The sequence below is a fragment of the Winslowiella sp. 2C04 genome (assembly GCF_050037805.1).
Taxonomy (GTDB): domain Bacteria; phylum Pseudomonadota; class Gammaproteobacteria; order Enterobacterales; family Enterobacteriaceae; genus Erwinia; species Erwinia toletana_A.
On sequence record NZ_CP188300.1, the window covers coordinates 3,922,962 to 3,946,248 of the forward strand.

24 protein-coding genes are annotated in these 23,287 nt (G+C 52.6%); 19 read left to right on the top strand and 5 right to left on the bottom strand.

Translation table 11 applies throughout. From position 1 onward, the window contains the following. Positions 1-26 precede the first annotated feature (26 nt). Complete coding sequence (gene djlA, locus ACP3TC_RS17830) at positions 27-851, bottom strand: co-chaperone DjlA (protein WP_426816944.1); 825 nt, start codon at positions 849-851, stop codon at positions 27-29. Between the two features lie 148 nt (positions 852-999). On the opposite strand from djlA, the gene lptD reads away from it, so the two are divergent. The 6 genes from lptD to apaH are packed head-to-tail and all read left to right on the top strand — an operon-like array spanning position 1,000 to position 7,767. After that, positions 1,000-3,399: an LPS assembly protein LptD gene (gene lptD / locus ACP3TC_RS17835; RefSeq protein WP_426816945.1), complete on the top strand. Its 2,400-nt coding sequence runs from the start codon at positions 1,000-1,002 to the stop codon at positions 3,397-3,399. A 52-nt stretch (positions 3,400-3,451) separates the two neighbouring features. Then, positions 3,452-4,747, top strand: coding sequence for a peptidylprolyl isomerase SurA (surA, locus tag ACP3TC_RS17840; RefSeq protein WP_313855717.1), 1,296 nt, complete (start codon positions 3,452-3,454; stop codon positions 4,745-4,747). Next, complete coding sequence (gene pdxA, locus ACP3TC_RS17845; protein WP_426816946.1) at positions 4,737-5,729, top strand: 4-hydroxythreonine-4-phosphate dehydrogenase PdxA; 993 nt, start codon at positions 4,737-4,739, stop codon at positions 5,727-5,729. Before surA ends, pdxA begins: the two co-directional genes overlap by 11 nt. Then, complete coding sequence (rsmA, locus tag ACP3TC_RS17850; protein ID WP_313855715.1) at positions 5,722-6,543, top strand: 16S rRNA (adenine(1518)-N(6)/adenine(1519)-N(6))-dimethyltransferase RsmA; 822 nt, start codon at positions 5,722-5,724, stop codon at positions 6,541-6,543. The genes pdxA and rsmA overlap by 8 nt, the downstream gene beginning before the upstream one ends. A gap of 3 nt (positions 6,544-6,546) precedes the next feature. Further along, positions 6,547-6,924 (top strand): Co2+/Mg2+ efflux protein ApaG, encoded by a 378-nt coding sequence (gene apaG, locus ACP3TC_RS17855; RefSeq protein WP_313855714.1) that lies wholly within the window; start codon positions 6,547-6,549, stop codon positions 6,922-6,924. A gap of 12 nt (positions 6,925-6,936) precedes the next feature. Further along, positions 6,937-7,767 (top strand): bis(5'-nucleosyl)-tetraphosphatase (symmetrical) ApaH, encoded by an 831-nt coding sequence (apaH, locus tag ACP3TC_RS17860; RefSeq protein ID WP_426816947.1) that lies wholly within the window; start codon positions 6,937-6,939, stop codon positions 7,765-7,767. A 54-nt stretch (positions 7,768-7,821) separates the two neighbouring features. Here apaH and ACP3TC_RS17865 read toward each other — a convergent pair whose 3' ends face one another. The 3 genes from ACP3TC_RS17865 to ACP3TC_RS17875 form a co-directional block, all read right to left on the bottom strand. Next, a complete protein-coding gene (locus ACP3TC_RS17865) occupies positions 7,822-9,609 on the bottom strand; it encodes a glycosyl hydrolase family 18 protein (RefSeq protein ID WP_426816948.1) in 1,788 nt (595 codons plus the stop codon). A 155-nt stretch (positions 9,610-9,764) separates the two neighbouring features. Further along, the gene (locus tag ACP3TC_RS17870) at positions 9,765-11,726 is read right to left on the bottom strand and encodes a glycosyl hydrolase family 18 protein (RefSeq protein WP_426816949.1); all 1,962 of its coding nucleotides are present in this window, start codon (positions 11,724-11,726) and stop codon (positions 9,765-9,767) included. Between the two features lie 143 nt (positions 11,727-11,869). Continuing rightward, complete coding sequence (locus ACP3TC_RS17875; protein ID WP_313855709.1) at positions 11,870-12,628, bottom strand: prepilin peptidase; 759 nt, start codon at positions 12,626-12,628, stop codon at positions 11,870-11,872. A gap of 316 nt (positions 12,629-12,944) precedes the next feature. On the opposite strand from ACP3TC_RS17875, the gene gspG reads away from it, so the two are divergent. The 12 genes from gspG to ACP3TC_RS17935 are packed head-to-tail and all read left to right on the top strand — an operon-like array spanning position 12,945 to position 22,060. Further along, on the top strand, positions 12,945-13,367 hold the full coding sequence (gene gspG, locus ACP3TC_RS17880; RefSeq protein WP_426816950.1) for a type II secretion system major pseudopilin GspG: 423 nt from the start codon (positions 12,945-12,947) through the stop codon (positions 13,365-13,367). 2 nt (positions 13,368-13,369) lie between these two features. Next, the gene (locus ACP3TC_RS17885; RefSeq protein ID WP_313855707.1) at positions 13,370-13,816 is read left to right on the top strand and encodes a lytic transglycosylase domain-containing protein; all 447 of its coding nucleotides are present in this window, start codon (positions 13,370-13,372) and stop codon (positions 13,814-13,816) included. A gap of 14 nt (positions 13,817-13,830) precedes the next feature. Continuing rightward, a complete protein-coding gene (locus ACP3TC_RS17890) occupies positions 13,831-15,000 on the top strand; it encodes a type II secretion system F family protein (RefSeq protein ID WP_313855706.1) in 1,170 nt (389 codons plus the stop codon). Next, a complete protein-coding gene (locus ACP3TC_RS17895; protein ID WP_426816951.1) occupies positions 15,000-16,637 on the top strand; it encodes a GspE/PulE family protein in 1,638 nt (545 codons plus the stop codon). Before ACP3TC_RS17890 ends, ACP3TC_RS17895 begins: the two co-directional genes overlap by 1 nt. Then, the gene (locus ACP3TC_RS17900) at positions 16,618-17,319 is read left to right on the top strand and encodes a hypothetical protein (RefSeq protein WP_313855703.1); all 702 of its coding nucleotides are present in this window, start codon (positions 16,618-16,620) and stop codon (positions 17,317-17,319) included. The genes ACP3TC_RS17895 and ACP3TC_RS17900 overlap by 20 nt, the downstream gene beginning before the upstream one ends. Next, positions 17,309-17,803, top strand: a complete 495-nt coding sequence (locus ACP3TC_RS17905; protein WP_426816952.1) for a hypothetical protein — start codon at positions 17,309-17,311, stop codon at positions 17,801-17,803. The genes ACP3TC_RS17900 and ACP3TC_RS17905 overlap by 11 nt, the downstream gene beginning before the upstream one ends. Continuing rightward, positions 17,793-18,347: a hypothetical protein gene (locus ACP3TC_RS17910; protein ID WP_313855701.1), complete on the top strand. Its 555-nt coding sequence runs from the start codon at positions 17,793-17,795 to the stop codon at positions 18,345-18,347. The genes ACP3TC_RS17905 and ACP3TC_RS17910 overlap by 11 nt, the downstream gene beginning before the upstream one ends. Further along, positions 18,344-18,856: a hypothetical protein gene (locus tag ACP3TC_RS17915; protein ID WP_313855700.1), complete on the top strand. Its 513-nt coding sequence runs from the start codon at positions 18,344-18,346 to the stop codon at positions 18,854-18,856. Before ACP3TC_RS17910 ends, ACP3TC_RS17915 begins: the two co-directional genes overlap by 4 nt. A 2-nt stretch (positions 18,857-18,858) precedes the next feature. Next, a complete protein-coding gene (locus ACP3TC_RS17920) occupies positions 18,859-20,745 on the top strand; it encodes a secretin N-terminal domain-containing protein (protein WP_313855699.1) in 1,887 nt (628 codons plus the stop codon). Further along, the gene (locus tag ACP3TC_RS17925; protein WP_426816953.1) at positions 20,742-21,221 is read left to right on the top strand and encodes a type II secretion system protein; all 480 of its coding nucleotides are present in this window, start codon (positions 20,742-20,744) and stop codon (positions 21,219-21,221) included. The genes ACP3TC_RS17920 and ACP3TC_RS17925 overlap by 4 nt, the downstream gene beginning before the upstream one ends. Next, positions 21,208-21,576, top strand: coding sequence for a type II secretion system protein (locus ACP3TC_RS17930; protein WP_426816954.1), 369 nt, complete (start codon positions 21,208-21,210; stop codon positions 21,574-21,576). Before ACP3TC_RS17925 ends, ACP3TC_RS17930 begins: the two co-directional genes overlap by 14 nt. Then, positions 21,563-22,060, top strand: a complete 498-nt coding sequence (locus ACP3TC_RS17935; RefSeq protein ID WP_313855695.1) for a hypothetical protein — start codon at positions 21,563-21,565, stop codon at positions 22,058-22,060. Before ACP3TC_RS17930 ends, ACP3TC_RS17935 begins: the two co-directional genes overlap by 14 nt. A 4-nt stretch (positions 22,061-22,064) precedes the next feature. Here the strand turns inward: ACP3TC_RS17935 and ACP3TC_RS17940 are convergent, their stop codons facing one another. Then, on the bottom strand, positions 22,065-22,340 hold the full coding sequence (locus tag ACP3TC_RS17940) for a LysR family transcriptional regulator (RefSeq protein ID WP_313855694.1): 276 nt from the start codon (positions 22,338-22,340) through the stop codon (positions 22,065-22,067). 241 nt (positions 22,341-22,581) lie between these two features. Between ACP3TC_RS17940 and ACP3TC_RS17945 the strand changes: the two genes are divergently transcribed. After that, positions 22,582-23,271, top strand: coding sequence for a LuxR C-terminal-related transcriptional regulator (locus ACP3TC_RS17945; protein ID WP_426816955.1), 690 nt, complete (start codon positions 22,582-22,584; stop codon positions 23,269-23,271). Positions 23,272-23,287 lie beyond the last annotated feature (16 nt).

Here is a 23,287-nt window from a genome sequence, read left to right on the forward strand (position 1 = left end):
TGAAATGGCAAGTAAGCCAGCCTGGATTACTTGAAATTCTTCTCGCGTTTGATCAAATCATACGCCGCCTGAATCTCCTGCGCCTTTTGCTTTGCCATCTCCATCATCTCCGGCGGCAGCCCTTTGGCAACCAGCTTATCCGGATGGTGTTCGCTCATCAGCTTACGATACGCACGTTTAATGGTGGTGCTGTCATCGCTGCTTTTCACTCCCAGCACGCTGCAGGCATGTTCCAGCGTTGGCCCACGCGGAGCCTGCTGAAAACCGCCGTGTGAAGAGCCGCCCCAGGATTGATTGCTGCCGCCAAACTGCTGGCCCCCTTCCATCATGCGCAGAAACTGGTCGAACTGCGTGCGAGAGATGCCCAGCTCTTCGGCAATCACATACAACACCTGACGTTCATTGGGGTGCAGTGAACCATCAGCAAAGGCGGCCTGAATCTGAATTTCCAGAAACATCCTAATCAGATCAAAACGACCAAAACAGGCGCTGCGCAGTTCGCGCAGTTTATTTCGCAACGGATATTCACCCTGCTTACCTTCGCGGAATGCCCGCTGGGCAGCGGTACGCGCCTCACCGTGTAACTGCATCCGATCCATCAGCAGTGATGCCATCTGGATATCCGCGTCGGTTACACGCCCTTTAGATTTGGTTAAATGCCCCATTACCTGGAAGGTGGTGCGAAAAAATAATGTTTGTCGCGTTTGTTGATTGGCAAAATAGCCCTGCCCTTGCGCACCGCGAATCTTATCGACCATATGGCCAATAATCAGGCCAATTGCCAGACCCCAGAAGCCCGCTCCTGACATCAAACCCAGCACAAGGCCGAGTACTTTTCCCCAATAGCGCATATACTCCTCAATTCGCCATGCTCAAGGCTAAAAATTGCATTATCATACCTGTCATTTATCTCAGAGCCTAACGGCAACGCGGGTAAACGAGCAGGATTAACACTAGCGCAACGCAGTTGAGTAAGTTAGTCTCTGACCGTTTGTCGGCATGATGCCTGTTATCACGGAATTCTCGATACCGCGTATGAAAAAACGTATACCTACTTTGCTGGCCACTCTGATTGGCTCAGCACTATACAGCCAGCAGGTGCTTGCCGACGATTTGATGTCGCAGTGCATGCTTGGCGTGCCAAGTTTTAACCGGCCACTGGTTGAAGGCAAAACCGATCAATTGCCGGTAACGATCAACGCTGATAACGCGAAAGGCAATTATCCCGACAATGCGGTATTCAGCGGTAATGTTGATGTTCAGCAAGGGAACAGTCGCCTGCAATCTGATGAAGTTCAGCTTCACCAGAAAATGCTGCCGGGCCAGACTGTGCCGACGCGCACCATCGACGCACTGGGAAATGTGCACTATGACGACAATCAGGTCATCCTGAAAGGTCCGAAAGCCTGGTCAAATCTGAATACAAAAGACACTAACGTCTGGAACGGCAACTATCAGATGGTAGGCCGCCAGGGGCGTGGTCAGGCCGATCAGATGAAACTGCGCGGTGAAAATCGTTACACTATTCTGGAAAACGGCACCTTTACTTCCTGTCTGCCTGGCGATAACAGCTGGAGCGTGGTCGGTTCAGAAGTGATTCAGGACCGCGAAGAAGAAGTGGCTGAGATCTGGAACGCGCGCTTTAAAATCGGCGCGGTACCGGTGTTTTACAGCCCATACCTGCAGTTGCCAATCGGCGATCGTCGCCGCTCCGGCTTCCTGATCCCGAATGCAAAATACGGCAGTAATAACGGCTTCGAATTTATGCTGCCTTATTACTGGAACATCGCGCCAAACTTTGATGCGACGCTGACGCCGCACTACATGAGCAAGCGCGGTGTGCAGTGGCAGAACGAGTTCCGCTATCTGACCGTTGCCGGCACCGGTCTGGTGCAATTTGACTATCTGCCTTCGGACAATCAGTACAATAAAGATCAGGCCGAGCGCGGGAACACCGATGACAAAGATTCAAATCGTTGGTTCTTCTACTGGCGTCATGCTGGCGTCTACGATCAACACTGGCGCTTCAATGCCGACTTCTCGAAGGTCAGCGATCCCTACTATTTCAACGATCTCGACTCGCCTTACTATTCGTCTACCGATGGTTATCTGACGCAGAAATTCAGCATCGGCTACGCGGAAGAGAACTGGAATGCGACGATTTCCAGTAAAGACTTCCAGGTGTTCCCAATTAACAACACCAGAAACGTTTATCGTGCGCAGCCACAGTTTGATTTTAACTGGTATCAGAATGATGTCGGCCCGTTTGACACCCATCTGTATGCACAGGCGGTTAAGTTTACCAACGTAAACGATCGCTATCCGGATGCGACGCGCTTACATCTTGAGCCAACCATCAATCTGCCGATGTCCAACGGTTGGGGTAGCCTGAATACCGAAGCAAAACTGCTGGCGACGCACTATCAGCAGGATGATGTTGAATATTTCAACTCACTGCCGGTCAATGCCAATAATCAGCTGGATGAGTCGGTTAACCGCGTGATGCCGCAGTTTAAAGTTGACGGCAAGGTGGTCTTCGACCGCGAGATGAACTGGGCAGAAGGGTATACCCAGACGCTGGAGCCACGCGCCCAGTACCTGTATATCCCGTATCGCAACCAGAGTAATATCAACTCGTATGACTCCACGCTGCTGCAATCTGACTATACCGGCCTGTTCCGTGATCGTACTTACAGCGGCCTCGATCGTATCGCCTCCGCTAACCAGGTGACCACCGGTGTCACGTCGCGTATTTTTGATAACGATCTGGTTGAACGTTTTAACGTTTCTGTGGGTCAAATCTACTCGTTTACCCCTTCCCGCACCGGTCTGAATACCGTTAGCGATGAAGATGATACTGGCAGCCTGGTGTGGGCCGGTGATACATACTGGAAGATTAGCGATCGCTGGAGCACCCGCGGCGGCATTCAGTACGACACGCGTCTGGATAACATTTCGCAGGGAAATGCGGTGCTGGAATATCGTCGTGACGCTGACCGCATGGTACAGCTTAACTATCGTTACAGCAGCCCGGAGTACGTTGCGTCAGCGCTGCAACAGAACATTTCGGCCAACCCGATCTACAAAGATGGTATTTCTCAGGTTGGTATGACGGCTAGCTGGCCAATTGCTGATGCCTGGTCCGTTGTAGGTGCATACTACTACGACACCAAAGCACAACAGCCTGCCGATCAGCTGGTCGGCCTGCAGTACAGTTCGTGCTGCTATGCTATCCGCCTGGGTTATGAACGCAAAATCAACGGTTGGGAAAACGACAACAGTAAATACGACAACCAAATCTCGTTCAACATTGAACTGCGTGGCCTGAGCTCTAACTACGGCTTAGGAACCGGTCAAATGCTGCGTCAGGGTATTCTGCCTTACCAGCGCGCTTTCTGATGTTGTAATGTCTGGCATGCAAACCCGCAGTGCGGAAAAGAATGGAAAAAGTATGAAGAACTGGAAAACGCTGATCCTTGGTGTGGCGCTGGCAGCCAATACCGCGTTTGCAGCACCACAAGTTGTTGATAAAGTCGCCGCAGTGGTAAACAACGGCGTGGTACTAGAAAGCGATGTAAACGGCATGATGCAATCGGTCAAAGCGCAAGCGCAGCAGGCCGGGCAGCAGCTGCCTGACGATAAAACGCTGCGTCACCAGATTGTTGAACGTCTGATTATGGATAACATCCTGCTGCAGATGGGTAAACAGATGGGCGTACAGATCACCGATCAACAGCTTGATCAGGCGATCGCTAACATCGCGGCGCAGAACCAGATGTCAATGGATCAGATGCGTAGCCGTCTGGCCTATGATGGCGTCAATTACGGCACTTATCGCGAGCAGATTCGTAAAGAGATGCAGATCGCCGAAGTGCGTAATAACGAAGTACGCCGTCGCGTTACCATTCTGCCGCAGGAAGTCGACACGCTGGCAACTCAGGTCGGCGCACAGAATAACCGTGGAACCGAGCTGAACCTTAGCCACATTCTGCTACCGCTGCCGGAAAACCCGACTCAGCAGCAGGTTGATGATCAGGAAAACCTGGCTAATCAGCTGGTCGGCGAGATCAAAGGCGGCGCTGACTTTGGTAAGTTAGCAGTGACTTACTCGGCTGATTCTCAGGCGCTGAAAGGCGGCAACATGGGCTGGGGCAAAATCGAAGAGTTGCCAACGCTGTTTGCCCAGGCGCTGAGCACGGCGAAAAAAGGCGATATCGTCGGCCCAATTCGTTCTGGCGTCGGTTTCCACATCCTGAAGGTCAATGACCTGCGCGGCGAGAGCCAGAACATTTCGGTTACCGAAGTGCATGCCCGCCACATTTTGCTGAAGCCATCGCCGGTACTGACCGATGCGCAGGCGCGCCAGAAACTGGAGCAGGTTGCTGCTGATATTCAAAGCGGAAAAACCGACTTTAGCAGCGCGGCAAAACAGCTGTCTGATGACCCAGGTTCTGCCAATCAGGGCGGCGATCTCGGCTGGACGTCAGCTGAAGTCTATGACCCTGCGTTCCGTGATGCCTTGCTGAAACTGAATAAGGGCCAGCTCAGCCAGCCGGTTCACTCCTCTTTCGGCTGGCACCTGATTCAGCTGATGGATACCCGCCAGGTTGATAAAACTGATGCGGCGCAGAAAGAGCGTGCCTATCGCCTGCTGTTTAACCGTAAGTTTGCTGAAGAAGCACAAACCTGGATGCAGGAACAACGTGCCAGCGCTTACGTGAAAATCCTCGATCAGAATGCACAGTAATCTGCGCGTGGCGATCACTCCCGGCGAACCCGCCGGGATTGGTCCCGATCTGACCATTCAACTGGCACAGCGCGACTGGCCGGTTGAACTGGTGGCCTGTGCCTCTCCGGCACTGCTGATTGAGCGCGCCGCCCTGCTCGGCCTGCCACTGGAGCTGCGAGAGTATCAAGCGGGTACTGCCGCGCAGCCACAACGCGCCGGTACGCTGACGGTGTTGCCGGTGGCAACGCCACAGCCGGTGACAATCGGTGAGCTAAGTGTGGATAACAGCCACTACGTACTGGAAACCCTGGCGCGTGCCTGTGACGGCTGTCTGAACGGCGAATTTGCCGCGCTGATTACCGGTCCGGTACACAAAGGGGTGATCAACGATGCCGGTATTGCCTTCAGTGGGCATACTGAATATTTCGCTGAGCGTTCCGCATGTGAGCGGGTAGTGATGATGCTGGCGACGGAAGAGTTACGCGTCGCGCTGGCCACCACCCACCTGCCGCTTAAAGATGTCGCCGACGCCATTACGCGTGAGAGCCTGCATGAAGTGATAGGTATTCTGCATCACGATCTGCAAAATAAGTTTGGCATTGCCAACCCACATATCTTCGTCTGCGGCCTTAACCCGCATGCTGGCGAAGGCGGTCATATGGGCCGCGAAGAGATTGATACCATTATCCCGGCTCTGAATGAGCTGCGCCTGCAAGGGTTACAGCTTACCGGCCCGTTGCCGGCGGATACGCTTTTCCAGCCGAAATATCTGCAAAATGCCGATGCGGTGCTGGCGATGTATCACGATCAGGGACTTCCGGTGCTAAAATATCAGGGATTTGGTCGCGCGGTGAATATCACCCTTGGCCTGCCATTTATCCGTACCTCTGTTGACCACGGCACCGCGCTTGAACTTGCGGGCCAGGGCACGGCGGATGCGGGCAGCTTTATCACGGCGCTTAATCTCGCCATTACCATGATCAAGAGCAGTAATGAATAATCGCGTCCACCAGGGCCACTTTGCCCGCAAACGTTTTGGACAGAACTTCCTCAACGACCAGTACATCATCGACAGCATTGTTTCCGCTATCCATCCGCAGCCCGGTGAGGCGATGGTGGAGATCGGTCCCGGCCTTGGCGCCCTGACCGAACCGGTAGGCGATCGCCTCGATGCCATGACCGTCATTGAACTTGACCGCGATCTGGCGGCACGTTTGCAAACGCATCCGTTTCTCGGCCCTAAACTGACCATTTTCCAGCAAGATGCGATGACCTTTAACTTTGCCGAACTGGCAGAGCAGCAAGGCCAGCCGCTGCGTGTGTTCGGTAACCTGCCTTACAATATCTCCACGCCACTGATGTTCCATCTGTTCAGCTATACTGGTTCAATCCGTGATATGCACTTTATGTTGCAAAAAGAAGTGGTTAATCGTTTGGTTGCGGGTCCGGGCAGCAAAGCCTATGGCCGCCTGAGCGTAATGGCACAGTACTACTGCAATATCATTCCGGTGCTGGAAGTGCCGCCTGAGTCGTTTACTCCGGCACCTAAAGTTGAGTCAGCGGTGGTGCGTCTGGTGCCCCATACCACGCTGCCTAATCCGGTTGACGATATTCGCGCACTGAGCCGTATTACCACTGAAGCCTTCGGCAAACGCAGAAAAACCCTGCGCAACAGCCTCGGTCATCTGTTTTCGCTTGAAGTGCTTAATGAACTGGGCATCGATAACACGCTGCGTGCGGAAAATATTTCTGTCGCACAATACTGCCAGTTAGCTAACTGGTTAACTGCGCATCCTCAGCCGCAGGAGAACTAACAGATGATTGATTCGCCCCGAGTTTGTGTACAGGTGCAGAGTGTTTACGTTGAGTCGCAATCAGCACCTGATGAACAGCGCTACGTTTTCGCTTACACCATTACCATCCGCAATCTGGGGCGCAATCCTGTGCAGTTACTTGGCCGTTACTGGTTGATTACCAACGGTAACGGTCGGGAAACTGAAGTTCAGGGTGAAGGTGTGGTTGGAGAACAGCCACATATTGAGCCAGGCGAAGAATTTCAGTATACCAGCGGCGCGATCCTTGAAACGCCGATGGGCACCATGCAAGGCCACTACGTGATGATCGACCAGCAGGGTGAAACCTTTCACGTCGATATCCCGGTCTTCAGGCTGGCCGTTCAAACCCATATTCATTAAGAAACAGACTCAATGAGTACTTACCTGATTGGCGACGTCCACGGTTGCTATGACGAGCTGCAATCGCTGCTGGCACAAGTCGCCTTCGATCCACAGCAAGATACCCTGTGGCTGACCGGCGACCTGGTAGCGCGCGGGCCGGGATCGTTAGAAGTCTTGCGCTTTGTGCGCTCTCTGGGCGACTGCGTACGCCTGGTTCTGGGCAATCACGATCTGCATCTGCTGGCGGTTTACGCCGGTATCAGCCGTAATAAACCGAAAGATCGTATTACTCCGCTGCTGGAAGCACCCGATGCTGATGAGCTGATTAACTGGCTACGTCGTCAGCCGCTGTTGCAGGTTGATGAAGAAAAGAAGCTGGTGATGGCGCATGCCGGCATTACCCCACAGTGGGATATCGCCACGGCGAAGATGTGCGCACGCGAAGTGGAAGCGGTGCTCTCCAGTGACAGTTACCCGCTGTTCCTCGATGCCATGTACGGTGATATGCCTAATAACTGGACGCCGGAACTGAGTGGATTATCCCGCCTGCGTTTCAGTACCAACGCGCTGACGCGGATGCGCTACTGCTTCCCGAACGGTCAGCTGGATATGATCTGCAAGGATTCGCCGGAGTCTGCCCCGCCACCGCTGAAACCCTGGTTCGCCATTGAAGGGCCAGTGGCACGCGACTACACCATTATCTTTGGTCACTGGGCGTCGTTAGAAGGCCGCGGTACACCGCAGGGGATTATCGGGCTTGATACCGGTTGTTGCTGGGGCGGTAATCTGACGCTGCTGCGCTGGGAAGATGGCTCGCTGTTTACCCAACCGTCCAACCGTGAACGCGCGGTTGAAGCGTAGTCGGTGTAAGCGGAGACCGTTGCTACGGTCTCCGCTGTTATCTGTCAGTCCAGATTATTTCTTATCCCAGGCCTGTGCCCAACTGCTGCCCGTTCCTGGTGCATAGGCCCATTCTGCGCCTGCACACCAGGCAGTATACGGCCATGGCTTACATGCATACACTCCGCCAGCTGAACTGACCTTATCACCGGCTTTATAAGCAGTACCCGCGACATAGGCAGGATAGCCCGGCTGTGGATTTTCACCCGCTTCGGTAGTGACTGAAATCATTTCGCTCTTATCAGAATGATTATCAGAGGTATCAACCGCTTCAACCTGATACTGATAGGAAGTGCCTGCCGCCAGGCCGGTATCGATAAAGCTGGTCTGCAGCTGTTTCGTCAGCAACGCGCCGTTGCGATAAATATTATAGTGACGCACCGCGACATTATCGCTTGAGGCTTCCCACGACAGTTTCACCGCGTGCGCTCCGCTCGCCTCACCGTACAGACCCTGCGGAGTGCTCGGCTGCTCGTTATCTTCAGATGGCTTATCATCATCCAACACCACTGATGCCGCTTCGCTCGGCAGTGACAGATTGCCTGCTTTATCCACGGCGATAATCACATACTCGTAAGCATTGCCGTTAGTTACCTGATTATCGCTGAACTGCGGCGAAGTGGACTGACCGATCTCTTCACCATTGCGCCAAATCTGATACTGAGCAACGCCGACGTTATCGGTGGATGGCGTCCAGCTCAATGCAACCTGGCCCGATGAGGCGATCAGCTCTGGCTTACCCGGCTGGCTCGGTGCCTGATTATCCGGCTCGCCAACGAAATCTTCGTTAATCAACTTGCCGTAACGGTTGGCAAACTCATAACCGTAGGCATTGCCCGCCTTGCTGTGACCGGTGTCCCAGTTAATTGACCAGGTCATCAGCCCTTTAATCGGCGTACCCTGCGCCGTCAGGCGCTCCCAGGCAGAACGCACATCGGCTTCGTTGCGGGCATAACCGGTTGCGGCGGCATCCGGATTGCTCGGCAGGCCGATGACAAACTTATCGGCAGGAATCCGGATAAAGTCACGCGAACCGTGAACCAGCGAATCTGTCAGATAGTACAAGAACTCCGCTTTTTTGCTGTCATCATTTTGCGCATACCAGCCGCTTCCGGCCGCGACGCCATCGCCACCCTGGTTGTAATACTGAGGAGAGATGAAGTCGTAATAGCCTTCGAGATTTTTGATCAGACCTTCGTAGGCTCCGCCATTCCGCAAATAAGGGAATTCCGGTGCCATACTAATAATAAAGTGCGGGTATTTATTCTTGACCAGTTTCAGTGCCGCCGGAATTTCAGTCTGGTTAGCGCCGGCCTTAATTGCGCTGCCTTCCAGATCGATATCCAAACCATCAAAACCGTACAGCTCAACCAGACGAATAATTTCATCAGCAAATTTCTGCGCGTCTCCGGCTTTAAGCTCAATATGCGCGTCAGCCCCCCCCAGTGATACTAATACCGCACGCCCCTGACTATTCAGCGTGGCGACCGCCTGACGGAACTGTGCATCCGTCATATTATAGGGTTTAAAAGTTGGGATACCGCTGCCTTCCATAAAAGCGACGGTAATAACATTATACTCGGCAGGAATACTGGTCAGTTCAACATCGGCAGCGCTACCTTGCTGATAACCATCTGATTTTGAAGCCCAGTTATGCCAGAACCCCACCATTATTTTTTTCCCGCTAATATCAGGAAAAACTGATGCGGCATCATTGGCAGCAGCAAAACTCGCAGAACCGGAAAGTACTCCCGCGATTAGCAGGCTGGCGGTGATAATGTTTTTTTTGAACAAGGATTTCATCGAATAATACTCCAGATAGATGATACTTTATCCAAACAAGTTAATATCACTCCGCCATCAATAAAATAAGCGACTTCCCGGAATGACGCAGAACTTTCTTTTATTAGTGTTTGATTTAGGTTTCGTTTTTAATAAACAGGAAAAATAAATTAATATTATTGTGGATATTCAATAACTTTCACTTTGGCTATTGACGACTGATGATGATCGTCAGTGACCGTCAGAATAAAACTGTATTCTGTCTGCTGATCTACCGCCATTAAACTAATATGCGCCTGCTGCTGATCATCATCTTCAAGCGTGACAGGCGGCCCGGATAACTGCTCCCAACGCCAGCTCAGGGATCCACCTTCCGGATCTTTTGACTGCGATCCATCCAGCGTCACCCGCTCCGCTCCGCTAATATGCTGCGTGTAGCCAGCGTTGGCGATCGGCGGTCGGTTTTCGGGCAGTTGCAAACTATCACCGTTTCCCAGACCTTCATGCATCGCATTCAGCAAATCACCGTTATCAGCGCTGATATCGCTGAGCAGCAGTCCACCCAGTCGCTGAGCATAAACATACTGCCCTTTTGCTTTCACCGAGCGCGGATTTTCATAGCTGAGCAGCTGCCGGGACGATTTGTTAAACAGAAAAGGCACCTCGGCTTTTTCGTCATAACCCGCTTGCCAGTGGCTGTCGTTCAATTGCTGCGTCAGATTACGATAACCGATCAGACTCGCTTCTCTGCTGCCGTTCAGCGGCCCCAGGGCGCGTCCGGTGAAAGGGTTTGCTTGCTGATGAGTGTCGACCCCCTGCCAGCCCTGGGCGTAACTGGCAAAACCCAGTACAATTTTATCACTACTGACTCCCTGATTAATCAACGCTCGCACGCTGTTATCAACGGCCGGCCGACGTTCGTCATACAGCGCGCTCTGATGCCAGGGGTATTGCTGCTCACCCGGCGCGACGCTGCCGTCGCCATTAAGGAAAATATGATCCAGATAGCGCTGAGCCTCAGCATAGTTCACTCTGGCAATACGCCGTGCGCCGCCATCAACCGTTGCGGTTAACTGATACTGTTTGCCGTTGCGGATGGCCAGCTCATCCATCATGGCCCGCAGCTCTTTCATTAATGCGGTGAAAATTGCGCCATCGGTTGGCTTACCGGGGTTTGCACCGACGCCGCCCCCGCCTGGATATTGCCAGTCGATATTAATCCCATCAAAAAACTTCCACGTCTGCAGCAGTACTTTTACCGAATCGACAAACTGCTGACGACGAAGCGGATCGTCCAACTGGCTGAAAGGATCAGAAAGCGTCGCTCCGCCGATTGAGGGCAGGATTTGTAGTTGTGGCAAACTTCTTTTCAGCATCATCAACTGACCAAAATGGCCCTGATAGCTACTCTGGCCACTTATTCCCTCACTGTTCTGCACCGCAGCGTAAAGATCCAGTAAGCCGACGCTAAAATCTGGCCGTCCGGCGCAGCTACGCATCAAAGCCTGATAGCGCTGTGGCTGACGTATTTTCAGGGTATGATTTATCATCTCGCCACCACAAATTGGCAGCTCTGCATAAAGCAGATGCGTCAGATTCTGTGCCGGAATGCTGCTCACCGGAAAATAGCCATCCTCACCGCCCCATTCGGTGAACGTGGCGGCGATGACTTTAGCCGAACGGTTCTGGTAAGGCTGATGGTTATCCGGCAGCGGGAGATCTATCGGCTCCAGATGACTGCCGTCTGTGTCGGCCACGATCAGCGGATGTCTTTTACTGAAACTACAGCCTTCGACATTACACAGCTCAATCTGTAGCTGATAATGTCCGCCTTTCTTGATGATAAAACTGGCGCGTTGCTCGGCGCTGCTTCCGCTCCAGTGAACAATATCATCGACTAATATATTTGCACGTGTACCGCCGTCGCCACTCCAGGTATTCCACTTAACCGTCACCTTTGCTGCGGATTTAACGGTGACTAACTGTTGATAAGACTGCGCATTATAATCAATATCAACCAGCGAGGCGGTCAGATTATCCGTATCAGAAATCACCGCTTCACCAGGAAGCGCAGCAGAAAGTGCGGGAGACAGGAGCACACTAATCAATAAACTTAGTTTTTTAATGTTATTTTTCATGGCTCATTTTTCTTTATTTTCAGGATGGAAAACCCGGCGCATAATATATTCCGACATTAATGATAAATATAAGAGGCATGACAGCCAGCCTGTGGAAAATTCCCAGCAGTTCCAGGATACTTCTAAATAAAATGTTTTAATGCTCAGAAAAAAGCAGGATAATCCTGGCGTCCAAAAACCAGGCAGATCAGCGCCACGACAATCGGATAAGGGCCAAAAGGAAAGGGCTGATTCGGTTTCACCCGTAACAACAGTATGGCAGTCGCTATCGCCAGCAAAGGCGCAAATACCATAATCTGGCACAGCGTTTCCACGCCAAACCAGGCCCCCAGCGCAGCAAACAGCTTCATATCTCCCATCCCCATTCCGGCGCGTCCACGCAGCAGGTAACATCCGCGATCCAATAACCACGGCAGCAGATACCCCAGCAGAGACGCGATTAACGCTTCTGTTAAGCTGACGGTTTCAAGGCCCAATCCGGCGGCGGCAATTCCCAGCCCCCACAGCGGCAATACCAGACAATCCGGCAGCAGCATGGTCTGCCAGTCAATCGCTGCCAGCGCAATCATCAGACAGATAGCAATCAGCAACATGGCGCAATACAGTGTTACGCCGTAGCGCCAGAGCATCAGCGCAAACAATCCTGCCGTCACCGCTTCCACCAGCGGATAGCGCCAGTGAATTGCCTGCTGGCAATCGGCACAGCGTCCGCGCAGCAGCAACCAGCCGAATAGCGGCAGATTGTGCCGCCAGCGGATACGTGCCTGGCAACAAGGGCATGAAGAAGGAGGAAAACTTAAACAACATTGCGCACCTGCCATCATTAGCGGCAGGCGATAAATCACCACGTTGAGGAAACTACCGAAAACTGCACCAAGCAGCAGAGCCAGAGCAATCTGCATTTATCATCTCATTTATTAATTATTTAACACACCGCCAGACAGGTTGAGTCTACTTTTTTATCAGAAACAAAACGTTATTAATAAACCATTATGTTTTTTAATTTTCTAAAACTGAACGGCGAAAGCTTAATTTTCTCTAAAGATAATACAAAGAGTGATGAAAGTTAAAGGCAATCAGCAGATAAAGAATATTCTCCGCCAGCCCGCCAATATTCTTAATAAACGAAAGAGCAATAGCCTACAAATTCATCATTAAATGTTTAAGAATAATCGAATGAATTTGCAATGAATGAAATATGGCTACCGTGAGAACCTCATGAACAAATATCTATTATCCCATTATCGCCAGCAACAAGGTTTTACCCTGCTCGAATTACTGGTGGTGTTAATGATTATCGCCTTACTGGCTGGCTTTGTTGGTCCGCGTCTTTTTTCACAGGTTGATCAGGCCAAAGATAAAACCGCCGCCAGCCAGATGAAGAGTTTGTCACAGGCACTGAGCCAGTACCGTCTTGACGTCGGTCAATATCCCTCCGAAGAGCAGGGGCTGAAAGCACTGACAGAGCGCCCGAGCGGCGAGAGGAACTGGCACGGCCCTTATCTGAGTAAAGAAGTGCCCGCCGATCCCTGGGGCAATCCTTACCAATGGCACAACCCGACCCGTAACAAGAATGTGGTGTATGAAGTGGAGCTGATTGCCACCGGTAATGACGGGAAAAAGGTGAGTTACGGGTTCTGATTGTGCGTACTTCACTGCTTTTACTCCTGCTCTGGTTTGTGCAACTGCCCGTTTACGCCACCTGCTGGGATCAGGCCGGGCAGCGTTACGGCATTGAGCCGGAGCTGCTACAGGCTATCGCCATCGTAGAGTCCAATTTGCAAGCCTCGGCGCGCAATCAGAACCGCGATGGTAGCTATGACATCGGGCTGATGCAGATTAACAGTCGGCATCTGCCCAGGCTGCGCAACTTTCAGATATCAGAACGAAAGCTGCTCGATGATCCCTGTCTGAGCGTAATGACGGGAGCCTGGGTACTGGCCGGTTTTATGCGTAGCTACGGCTACAGCTGGGACGCGGTTGGCGCGTATAACGCCGGCGGATCGGCCGCCCGTGAACATCTGCGCCAGCGTTATGTTATGCGCGTCCAGCCTCACTATGCGCGGCTCAAACAAGAAAACCGGCCGTAAGCCAGTAAGAAATCATGAAAAACTATCAAATTACTTTATTGCGTAACGGTGTCCGCAGCACGGAGCAGGTGTGTGCCAACAGCGTCGAAGAAGCCAAAGCCCAGCTGGCGCCAGGTGCTCTGGTACTTGAGGCCAAAGCCAGCCGGCTGACGAGACGCGTGCGCCCTTTTCCGCTGACGCTGTTTATCCAGGAATTAATCGCGCTGCTCGAGGCCGGTCTGGTGATTGTCGAAGCGATTGAAGCACTGTGTGAAAGCAGCGCTGATGCAGAACAGCGCCGGGTATTAGGGGAAATCCTGAAAGAACTTTATCGCGGTCAGCAGCTTTCTCAGGCGCTTGTCGCCCAGCCGCTGTTGTTCCCGCCATTACTGGTCAGCACCGTAGCGTCGTCAGAACAGACCGGACAGCTGCCCGTCGCGCTCGGGCGTTTCCTGCATTACGAAAAGCGTATGGAAACCTTGCGTAAGCGCATTCGCAGCACCCTGCTCTATCCCTGCGTGGTGATCAGCGTCGGCTGCCTGATCCTGTTCTTTTTGCTCGGCTTTATTATCCCGCGCTTCGCCGTGGTGTTCACCGGCATGAAAGACCTGACGGGCAGCGCGCAGTTTATCGTCTGGTGGGGGCACCTGACGCAGAACTATGGCGCGTTATTAATGATGCTGACCGCCGCTGCGGTCGTGCTGCTGATCGCCGCCGTGCGCAGCAAAAGCCTGCGGCAGTCCGCTTTAAACCAGCTGATGCGCGTGCCACAGCTTAAACAACAATATCAGCTGGCGATACTGGTGCGCTTCTACCGCACCCTTGGCCTGCTGTTGCAGGGCGGAATGGCCGCCGTCGAAGCGCTGCAACTGACCGGCAGCCTGCTACCGAATTCGTATCAGCCACGGCTACAGCAGGCACTGATGGATGTGCAGGCGGGCAAGGCGCTTTCGCACTGCCTGGAAACTCAGGGGCTGACAACTCCGGTCGCCAGTAGGCTATTGGTGGTCGGTGAACGCAGTGGTGAATTGCCCGCCATGTGCGAACGCATCGCGGCGTTTTATGACGAAAACCTCGAACGTGCCATCGAAACCTTCAGCAAGGTGTTTGAACCGATCCTGATGCTGATCGTCGGTGGACTGGTCGGCCTGGTGGTATTTCTGCTGTATATGCCGATTTTTGAAATGGCCGGAGGATTAGCCTGATGACTCAACTAACACATCATGTCGACAGCGCATCCTCGCCATGGTTAACCATGACGCCGGAGCAACGAACCGACTGGCTGGAACAGCTGCTGACATCGCAGCCTGAACAGCTGACAACGCTCGCCGCTGAACTGGGTTTATACCCGTTATCACAGCAGCAGCTGGTTGAGGCCGGGCAGGATTTCTCTCGTATCTCGCTGCCGCAGGCGCTGTCACGCCGCCTGTTGCCAATTACGCTGGACGGAAAAAGCTGGTTGCTGATGGCCGATCCGTTTTCACTGACGCAGCGTCAGTGGGCGCAGCGTTACAGCGATCGCATCGCGCTTTGTCGTCCGGGCTGGGTGAATGAGCAGTTGGATCAGCTGTCGCGCCAGCAGCGCACCATGGATCACCTCGAACCGCAGGATTTTGACGGCCAGACGGAAGAAACGGCGCTGGTGATCTCGCTGCTTAGCCTGTCCGAGGAGCAAAGCCCGGTGATTAAACTGGTCAACTCCACGCTGTACGACGCACTTCAAAGCCGTGCCAGTGATATCCATCTGGAGAGCGTACCCGATGGGCTGGTGGTGAAATACCGGATTGATGGCGTACTGCACGCCATTACCCGCTGCAACGGTTCACAGAATGCGGAACAGATCATTTCACGGCTGAAAGTGCTGGGCTGTATGGATATTTCTGAACGCCGCATTCCACAGGATGGACGTTTCAAAGCGCACATTCAGCAGCGCAACGTCGATTTCCGCGTTTCGATCATGCCGAGCATTCACGGTGAGGATGCGGTCTTGCGCGTACTGGATAAATCCCACGACAAAAAACTGCGGCTGGAAACGCTGGGATTCGACGGCCAGACACTGCAGGCGATCCGCAAGCTGACGCAAATCCCACACGGCATGGTACTGGTGACCGGACCGACCGGCAGCGGCAAATCCACCACGCTCTACTCCGCGCTCAGCGAGCTGAACAGCGGTGAAAGCAAGATCATCACCATTGAAGATCCGGTGGAATATCAGCTGGAAGGGGTATTACAAATCCCGGTTAACGATAAAAAAGGGCTGACTTTCGCCCGCGGTCTGCGCGCCATTCTGCGCCATGACCCAGACATTATCCTGGTCGGCGAAATCCGTGACGGTGAGACGGCGGGCATTGCGGTTCAGGCAGCACTGACCGGGCACGTGGTGTTGTCATCGGTACACGCCAATAGCGTGTTCAGCGTGCTGGAACGCTTTATGTATATGCAGGTGGAGCCAGCCAGCCTGATTACGGCACTGAATGGCGTGGTGGCGCAGCGGCTGGTACGCCAGCTGTGCCCGGCGTGTAAACAACCTCATCAACCAACAGCCGAAGAGATTACGCACTGGCAGCTGGATAAACAGCCGTTCAGCCACGCCTGCTGGCACGTTGGTGCAGGTTGTGAGCATTGTCGCCACAGCGGCTACCACGGGCGACTGGCGCTGGCCGAAGTCCTGCATTTTAGCGATGCGATGAAAGAAGCCTTGCTGGCGCGCGCGCCATTGCGCCAGCTGCGCGAACTGGCGATGAAAGAGGGTTTTATCCCGCTGCATCAAATCGCAATTGAAGCCGCCCGCCAGGGCTTCACCACTTTACAGGAGGTCAGGCGTGTTATTTCCCTTCATTAATCACTGGTGCTGCAAGCTCTACCAACACCAGTTGCAGCTATGGTTGGGCGGCAGCCTGCATGCGCAGTGCCAGTGGCAGCCCGACCTGCCGTTGCCAGCCCAACTGGAGCAGCTGTTCAGCACGCTGCCTGCGGCCCCCGCCTGGCGTGATTCGCTGGAATTTATCGTTGATGCACCACACGTCAGTTACCTGCTGGTTCCCTGGCCACAGGGGATTACGCGGCCACGCGAGCTAAGGCAGTACGCCAGATTATTGCTGGCCGAGCAGCAGGGTGAACAGCATGAGATGAAGGTCAGCTTTCTGCGCAGCAGCTTTGGTGAAGATGCTTTTGCAGCGTTATTAAATAAAACGCTGCTGGTCAGTCTGAAACAGCTGAGCAGCCAGCATCGGCTGCGGCTGATCGGCTGCAGCACGCCATTCAGTAACCTGCTGGCTCGCTGTGGTCGCAGCCTGCCGGAGAACGCGCTGTTTGCCAGCATCGGTGAGCAGCAAAGCAGCTTTGCCTTTCGCTGGCAGCATCGCTGGCACAGTACCTTTACGTTGCGCCTGCCACACAGTGACGAATTACAACAACTGGATACGGCAAATCGCCTGGCAGGATTGCCACCACTGGAGCGCTATGTGGTGCACAGTGAGACCGCCAGCACCAAGATTGCGGCAGAAAATAATCGTGATGACTAACCACCAGTTTATATCCCGCCGGGCAATGCCGGTTAATGCGGCGTTACTGATTGTGCTGATGACTCCGCTGCTGACGGCGATTTTCTTCAGCCATCAGCAGCAAAACCAACTGCAGACAGAGCTGGCCGCAGAGATGCAGAAGTTGAATGCGCACAGTCAGGCCGCGGAGATCATTCTGGCCAGGCAGCGGGCTTACGCCAGCCAGCCCCAGCAGCAAGAACCGCAGCAGCTGGCCGGGCTGGCGCTTATTGGTCAGGCCCTGAGCAAAGATATTGCTCTGATGTCGCTGCAAGTGGATGCACGTCAACAGCAGATGCGGGTGGAAGTGGTCGCCCATTCGCTGGACTCGTTGCTGGATTTCGTCTCGCGCTTACAAGACACCAGAGCCAGGGTTGGCCTGGAACATCATCACACCGAAACCAGCCTGACCGAACCATGGAAGATACGCGCCACGCTCAATCTGGAGTATTCCCATGCGTCTTAATGCTGGCACGCTGCCTTCGATGAAAGATCTGCTGCCGCGCCTGCGCTGGTGGGCCGGTAAGAGTTATGAAATGTTCGGCCCGCTGCCATTGTTAATCGTCGGATTATGGCTGGTACTGCTGATGTATTTATGCGCCCAGCTGCGCCCGGAGCTGCATGCAAATAGCCTGCGCCTGCAATCCGTGCATCAGCAGCTTGCTGTGCCGCTGCCCGTCAGTACGCCGGAGGAAGAAGAAGCGCTGAGCTCGCTGAGCGTTAAAGAGTATCAGCAGGTCAAGGCGCTGTTTGCCATTCTGAAAAAACACGGTCTTGAAGCACGTGAGAGTCGTTACCAGCTGCTCTCTGACAGTAATGATTCAAAGAGTGAGCAGATGATCCTCGATATTCCGTTAACCGGCGACTATCCGCGCTTGCAAGCCGCGCTGCGTGAGATGTCAGGCACGCTGCCGTTGCAGTTTGAATCGCTGGCGATGGCGCGGACTTCCCCCGCCAGCACTCAGCTGACGATGTCGCTGCGCGTCACATTAACCGGAGAAGGCCGATGAAGCTGCCGCGTTACCTACAGGTGATGCTGCTGCTGACCGCGGTCATCAGCCTGTGGAGTGCACTGAGTGGCGATGCTCAGGAAGAAGAAAGTCTGTTGACGGTAAGCCAGCCCCATCCGGTGCGTGATATCCCGACGACTCCCGCGCCGCCCGCGATCGCCGGCAATGCGTCTGATGACCTGTTTCCTTATCAGGGTAACCCCGTCGAGCCTGCTTCTGCACCCGCCACCGCCAGGCCAGAAAAGCCACGCGCACCACAGCTTCCTTTTAAGGTGGTCGGTGCCTGGTGGAGCAATAACCAGCGCCTGCTGGTGCTGACTGATGGCCGCGAAAGCTGGATTGTCTGTCGACAGTGCAAATTGCAGGAGAGCATCCGCCCCGGCGACAAGCTGGATAACAACTGGCAGTTGATGGAAATCGCGACAGATTCGCTGACGTTCCGCTGGCTGCCGCTAAAAAACGACCAGCATTTATCGCTGGATGATATGAAATCGAAACCAGAATTCTGATTATGTTTATTAAAAAAAATCTTTCAGTGGTCATCGGACTGCTGCTGCTGGCAGGCTGCGCTTCAGACACCCGCGATCACGATGCCGCCCGGGTGCAAAACCAACAACAACAGTTAGTCACCTCGCTGGATAAGCTGAAAAAACAACGTCAGGTCGCTCCTGATGATATGGCGCTGAAGAGCCGCGAACAGCTGGAAAGTAACCAGCTGGTCGATCTGTATATGAAACAAGCTGAACGTGCCGTTGGCGAAAACAATTACCAGGAAGCATCACGTCTGTGGCACACCGCGCTGGAGTATCAACCCGGTAATATGCGCGCTCAGCAAGGAATACGCCGCATTAACAATTATCGCTCTCTGGACGTGATGTACCAGCAGGCCAGCAAGCTGTCGGCTGATAATCCGGAAGCGGCGCTGGAAAAAATCCGCAAAGTGCTGGAGGAAGAGCCGGGCTGGCCACAGGCCGTCGCGCTGCGCGACCATCTGCTACGCCGACTCTCTTCCAGCTCAATGCCGTCGCAACGTATGCATGTGGAACTGCAAAAGCCAGTATCACTTAACTTTCGCTCCCATAATCTGATGGAGATCTTTGCCACCATTTCCAAAATTACAGGCGTGAACTTTATCTTTGATAATGACGTTACCCGCAGTATTACCACCAGCATTATTGCCAATAACACCACCGCTGAAGATGCGATCAACTTACTGCTGATCTCCAATCAACTGCGCAAAAAAGTGCTGAACAGTAATACCCTGCTGATCTACCCGGCCAGCCAAAGCAAAGAGAAGTTGTACCGCGATATGATGGTGAAGACCTTCTTCCTTGGTTATGCCAAAGCCAAAGATATCAACGTCGCGCTGCGCAATATTCTGAAACTAAAAGATATTCACGTTGATGAACGCACCAATACCATCACGGTGCGTAGTCCGCGCGAAAGCATTGAAATGATCGAGCGCTTATTGATGACGCTGGATCGACCAGAAGCAGAAGTGACGCTGGAAGTGGAAGTGCTGGAGATCAGCAGCAGCGACGCCACCAAACTGGGCATTCGTTATCCGGGCGAAGTGGGTATTGGCTTCGGTACGACCGATGCCGGCAATAATATCCCGCTGAATGGCTTTAACCGCGACAATATGTTTATCAATCTCGGGGGGAATCGCGGTATCAAAGTCGACATCAGTAAAATACGCAATAACGCTAAAGTGCTGGCTAACCCGCGAATTCATGTGAAAAACAACAAACCTGCGTTGATTGAAATTGGCGAAAAAATGCCGGTATTGACCAATACCACCAATGATGGCGTCACCAATCAAAAAGTGGATTATCAGGACGTTGGCCTGAAACTTAATGTGACGCCGGAGATCAGCCTTGATGGTGAAATCAGTATGGATGTGGAGTTCACACTCAGCAGCCTTGGGCAGTCGCAGGAGAGTAAAGACGGGCTGAAATATTACAGTACCAACAACCGCATGGCGAAAACCATTCTCAGCAGTCTTGATGGCGAAACCCAAATGCTGGCCGGTTTGATCAGAGAGGATCAAAAAGATGAGAAAAGCGGCCTGCCATGGCTAAGCGATATTCCCCTGATTGGTTCGCTGTTCAGAACCTCGGATAAAGAGAGTAAACGAACGGAAGTGGTACTGCTGATTACGCCGCGTATTGCCCGCAACATTGATCTGCCAGGCGCGCATGTCAGCGCCATTGCGGTCGGCACCGAAGATCTACCGGGTGAGCAGGATATGCGTCTGCGAGCACCGGGCCGTATTCAGGTCGGCAGAGAAGCGTTTATTGCGCCACAGCTGGTGCCACCGGCGCATTTCCCTGAACAGCGCGGTGCATTGCCGTCACCGAATCCGGCGGCTGAACCTCTGCCGGAACTGACCAGATGACGCGGATCAGGCAGCAGGGTTTTACCCTGATTGAGATGATGGTAACCCTAAGCCTGCTGGCGACGCTGGCTGCCGCCTCACTGCCGCTGCTCGAAAAACAGGGTCAGCGGCATAAAGAGGAGCAGCTACAAACGGCACTGCGACAAATACGTCAGGCGCTGGATGACTACCAGCGCGCGGCGATTGAAGGGCGAATAGAAAAAAAAGCCGACGAGCCTGGCTATCCAAAAAACCTTAAAGCGCTAACCGAGGGGGTGGTCGATAAAACCTCACCGAATAAACGCAAAATCTATTTTATGCGCCGCCTGCCACGCGATCCGATGTGTGATTGTGAAGGCAAAGCGGACGAGGAGACCTGGCGCGTGCGCAGCAGTACTAATGATGCCGGTAATTTTTCTCCAGGCAGCGATATTTACGACGTTGTCTCATCCAGCCAGGCTTATGGACTGAATGGAGTGCCTTATGCGCAATGGTGAAAAAGGCTTTACCCTGATTGAACTGCTGGTAGTGATGGCAATTATCGCCACGCTGATGACGCTGGTGGCACCGCGCTACTTTCAGCAAACCGTACGGGCAAAAGAGGTGGTGTTAAAGCACAATCTGAACACCCTGCGTCTGTCTATTGATCAGTTCCGTCGCGACAATATCAACAGCCCGTCCACGCTGGAAGAGATGATAGACAAGGGATATCTGCGCCAGCTGCCGCTCGATCCGATTACCGATAAAAATAACAGCTGGAAAACTCAACAAGATGAGCACGGTCAGATTATTGATGTTCATAGCGGTTCCGAAAAGAAATCGCTGGAAGGCAGCGCTTATGCCGACTGGTAATCATCAGGCTGGATTCAGCTATCTGCTGTTGCTGGCCTGGCTGAGTATACTGGCTCTGATGCTACTGCGCAGTCAGGATCATCTGCGCACCGAATGGCGTCAGGAACGAGAGGCACAGCTACTGTTTGCTGGCGATCAGATTCGTGAAGCCATCCAGAAATATCGGGATAACCCCGCCGGGAATAGATGCTTCCCATTAAATATTCAGCAATTGCTGAGCGATCGCCGCTTCACGCCCCATCGTTATCTGCTGCGCCAGCACTATCGGGATCCGTTCAGTCAGAAAGGCGACTGGGGAATGATCTATGATGATAAAGGACGCTGGACTGGGGTTTACAGTAAAGGTGCTGGAAAACCGATTAAGAAAGAAGGATTTGCGCATATTTATCAGAACTTTAAAAAAGCGAGCAGCTATGCTGAGTGGCAATTCAAAGTTGATGAAGATGCGAATGCGCCACTACCTGCTAACTGCATTACCCCATAACACCTTACTTATTATCAGTAGCTTTATTGCTAAATGCATCATCCAACTGCATTTTCACCTCACGCAGTGCCAGTGCATGTTGATAAAATATTTCCCCTTTAGGCGTTGGAACGCAAGGGCGACGGCGTAATACCAGTTTCTCGCCGACTTCACTTTCCAGTGAGCTTAAGCGTAATGATACCGCAGAAGGGGTGATATACAGCCGCTTGGCCGCCTCTTCAAAACTTCCCGTCTCAACCACCATCAGAAATGTATTAATTTTTTTAAAGCCCGCTCTCATCACTTTTACCTGAATTGTATTAAAATATATTGTGGACCCACAGCGAGACGAAGTTTAATCGCAACCCTCACCACAATTAAATCTGACCAGTCAGAAAATGCAGAATTATCCGTAGCAATAACTTAAAATTAATAAAATGAGTTTTTCTTATTCAGAAAGAATTTTCTCCCTGAAAGCGAGATAACTGGTTACTATCCGGCCAACTTGATTTTTAGTCTGAAAACATTCGGGGATATATTCAATGAATCTAAACATTATAATTGCACACGAGCATAAGCTGTTCCGCAGTGGTATTAAGTCACTGATTGAAAACATGACCAGCAAAAAGCTGTCATCGAGTAAAGAGTATTCTTGTTATAATATTATAAATGATGTTTCCACACCAGGAGAACTGGTCGCGAATCTGACGAATAACAGTGTCGATATTCTGTTATTAGGCTATTCATTGCAAACCGATGAAAGTAAAAATAGCCCTATCGCTACAATGGATGGCTATAATCTGGTGAAGTGGTTACGTAACAAATATCCTAAACTGAAGATTGTGGTCATGTCACCACACCGTCATGCCAGCCTGGTGAGAATGATGCTGGCAGCGGGCGTTTCAGGTTATATCAGTATGGATATCTGTGACAAAACACTGGAGCGGGTATTGAGCACCGTGCTGAATAACGAAGTTTATGTAGAAAATGACCTGATGTGCAGCTTACTTAACTCGCACAATAATACTAACGAAATCACGCCTAAAGAGTTAGAGGTATTACGATTGCTGTGTAAAGGTTTAAGCCTGACGAAGATTGCCGGGCGGATGAACCTCAGCATTAAGACCGTCAGCGCACATAAACTCAGAGCGATGGATAAACTGGATGTAGACAATGACTGTCAGCTCTATTTCCTGTTGAGCCGATCCAGCCTGTTCGATATCAGATTGTAATGCTTAATTCATTGAT

Bases quoted from the DNA above. Each gene is read 5' to 3' on its own strand.
- djlA (WP_426816944.1), bottom strand. From the start codon at position 851: ATGCGCTATTGGGGAAAAGTACTCGGCCTTGTGCTGGGTTTGATGTCA.
- lptD (WP_426816945.1), top strand. From the start codon at position 1,000: ATGATGCCTGTTATCACGGAATTCTCGATACCGCGTATGAAAAAACGT.
- surA (WP_313855717.1), top strand. From the start codon at position 3,452: ATGAAGAACTGGAAAACGCTGATCCTTGGTGTGGCGCTGGCAGCCAAT.
- pdxA (WP_426816946.1), top strand. From the start codon at position 4,737: ATGCACAGTAATCTGCGCGTGGCGATCACTCCCGGCGAACCCGCCGGG.
- rsmA (WP_313855715.1), top strand. From the start codon at position 5,722: ATGAATAATCGCGTCCACCAGGGCCACTTTGCCCGCAAACGTTTTGGA.
- apaG (WP_313855714.1), top strand. From the start codon at position 6,547: ATGATTGATTCGCCCCGAGTTTGTGTACAGGTGCAGAGTGTTTACGTT.
- apaH (WP_426816947.1), top strand. From the start codon at position 6,937: ATGAGTACTTACCTGATTGGCGACGTCCACGGTTGCTATGACGAGCTG.
- ACP3TC_RS17865 (WP_426816948.1), bottom strand. From the start codon at position 9,609: ATGAAATCCTTGTTCAAAAAAAACATTATCACCGCCAGCCTGCTAATC.
- ACP3TC_RS17870 (WP_426816949.1), bottom strand. From the start codon at position 11,726: ATGAAAAATAACATTAAAAAACTAAGTTTATTGATTAGTGTGCTCCTG.
- ACP3TC_RS17875 (WP_313855709.1), bottom strand. From the start codon at position 12,628: ATGCAGATTGCTCTGGCTCTGCTGCTTGGTGCAGTTTTCGGTAGTTTC.
- gspG (WP_426816950.1), top strand. From the start codon at position 12,945: ATGAACAAATATCTATTATCCCATTATCGCCAGCAACAAGGTTTTACC.
- ACP3TC_RS17890 (WP_313855706.1), top strand. From the start codon at position 13,831: ATGAAAAACTATCAAATTACTTTATTGCGTAACGGTGTCCGCAGCACG.
- ACP3TC_RS17895 (WP_426816951.1), top strand. From the start codon at position 15,000: ATGACTCAACTAACACATCATGTCGACAGCGCATCCTCGCCATGGTTA.
- ACP3TC_RS17910 (WP_313855701.1), top strand. From the start codon at position 17,793: ATGCGTCTTAATGCTGGCACGCTGCCTTCGATGAAAGATCTGCTGCCG.
- ACP3TC_RS17915 (WP_313855700.1), top strand. From the start codon at position 18,344: ATGAAGCTGCCGCGTTACCTACAGGTGATGCTGCTGCTGACCGCGGTC.
- ACP3TC_RS17920 (WP_313855699.1), top strand. From the start codon at position 18,859: ATGTTTATTAAAAAAAATCTTTCAGTGGTCATCGGACTGCTGCTGCTG.
- ACP3TC_RS17925 (WP_426816953.1), top strand. From the start codon at position 20,742: ATGACGCGGATCAGGCAGCAGGGTTTTACCCTGATTGAGATGATGGTA.
- ACP3TC_RS17930 (WP_426816954.1), top strand. From the start codon at position 21,208: ATGCGCAATGGTGAAAAAGGCTTTACCCTGATTGAACTGCTGGTAGTG.
- ACP3TC_RS17935 (WP_313855695.1), top strand. From the start codon at position 21,563: ATGCCGACTGGTAATCATCAGGCTGGATTCAGCTATCTGCTGTTGCTG.
- ACP3TC_RS17940 (WP_313855694.1), bottom strand. From the start codon at position 22,340: ATGAGAGCGGGCTTTAAAAAAATTAATACATTTCTGATGGTGGTTGAG.
- ACP3TC_RS17945 (WP_426816955.1), top strand. From the start codon at position 22,582: ATGAATCTAAACATTATAATTGCACACGAGCATAAGCTGTTCCGCAGT.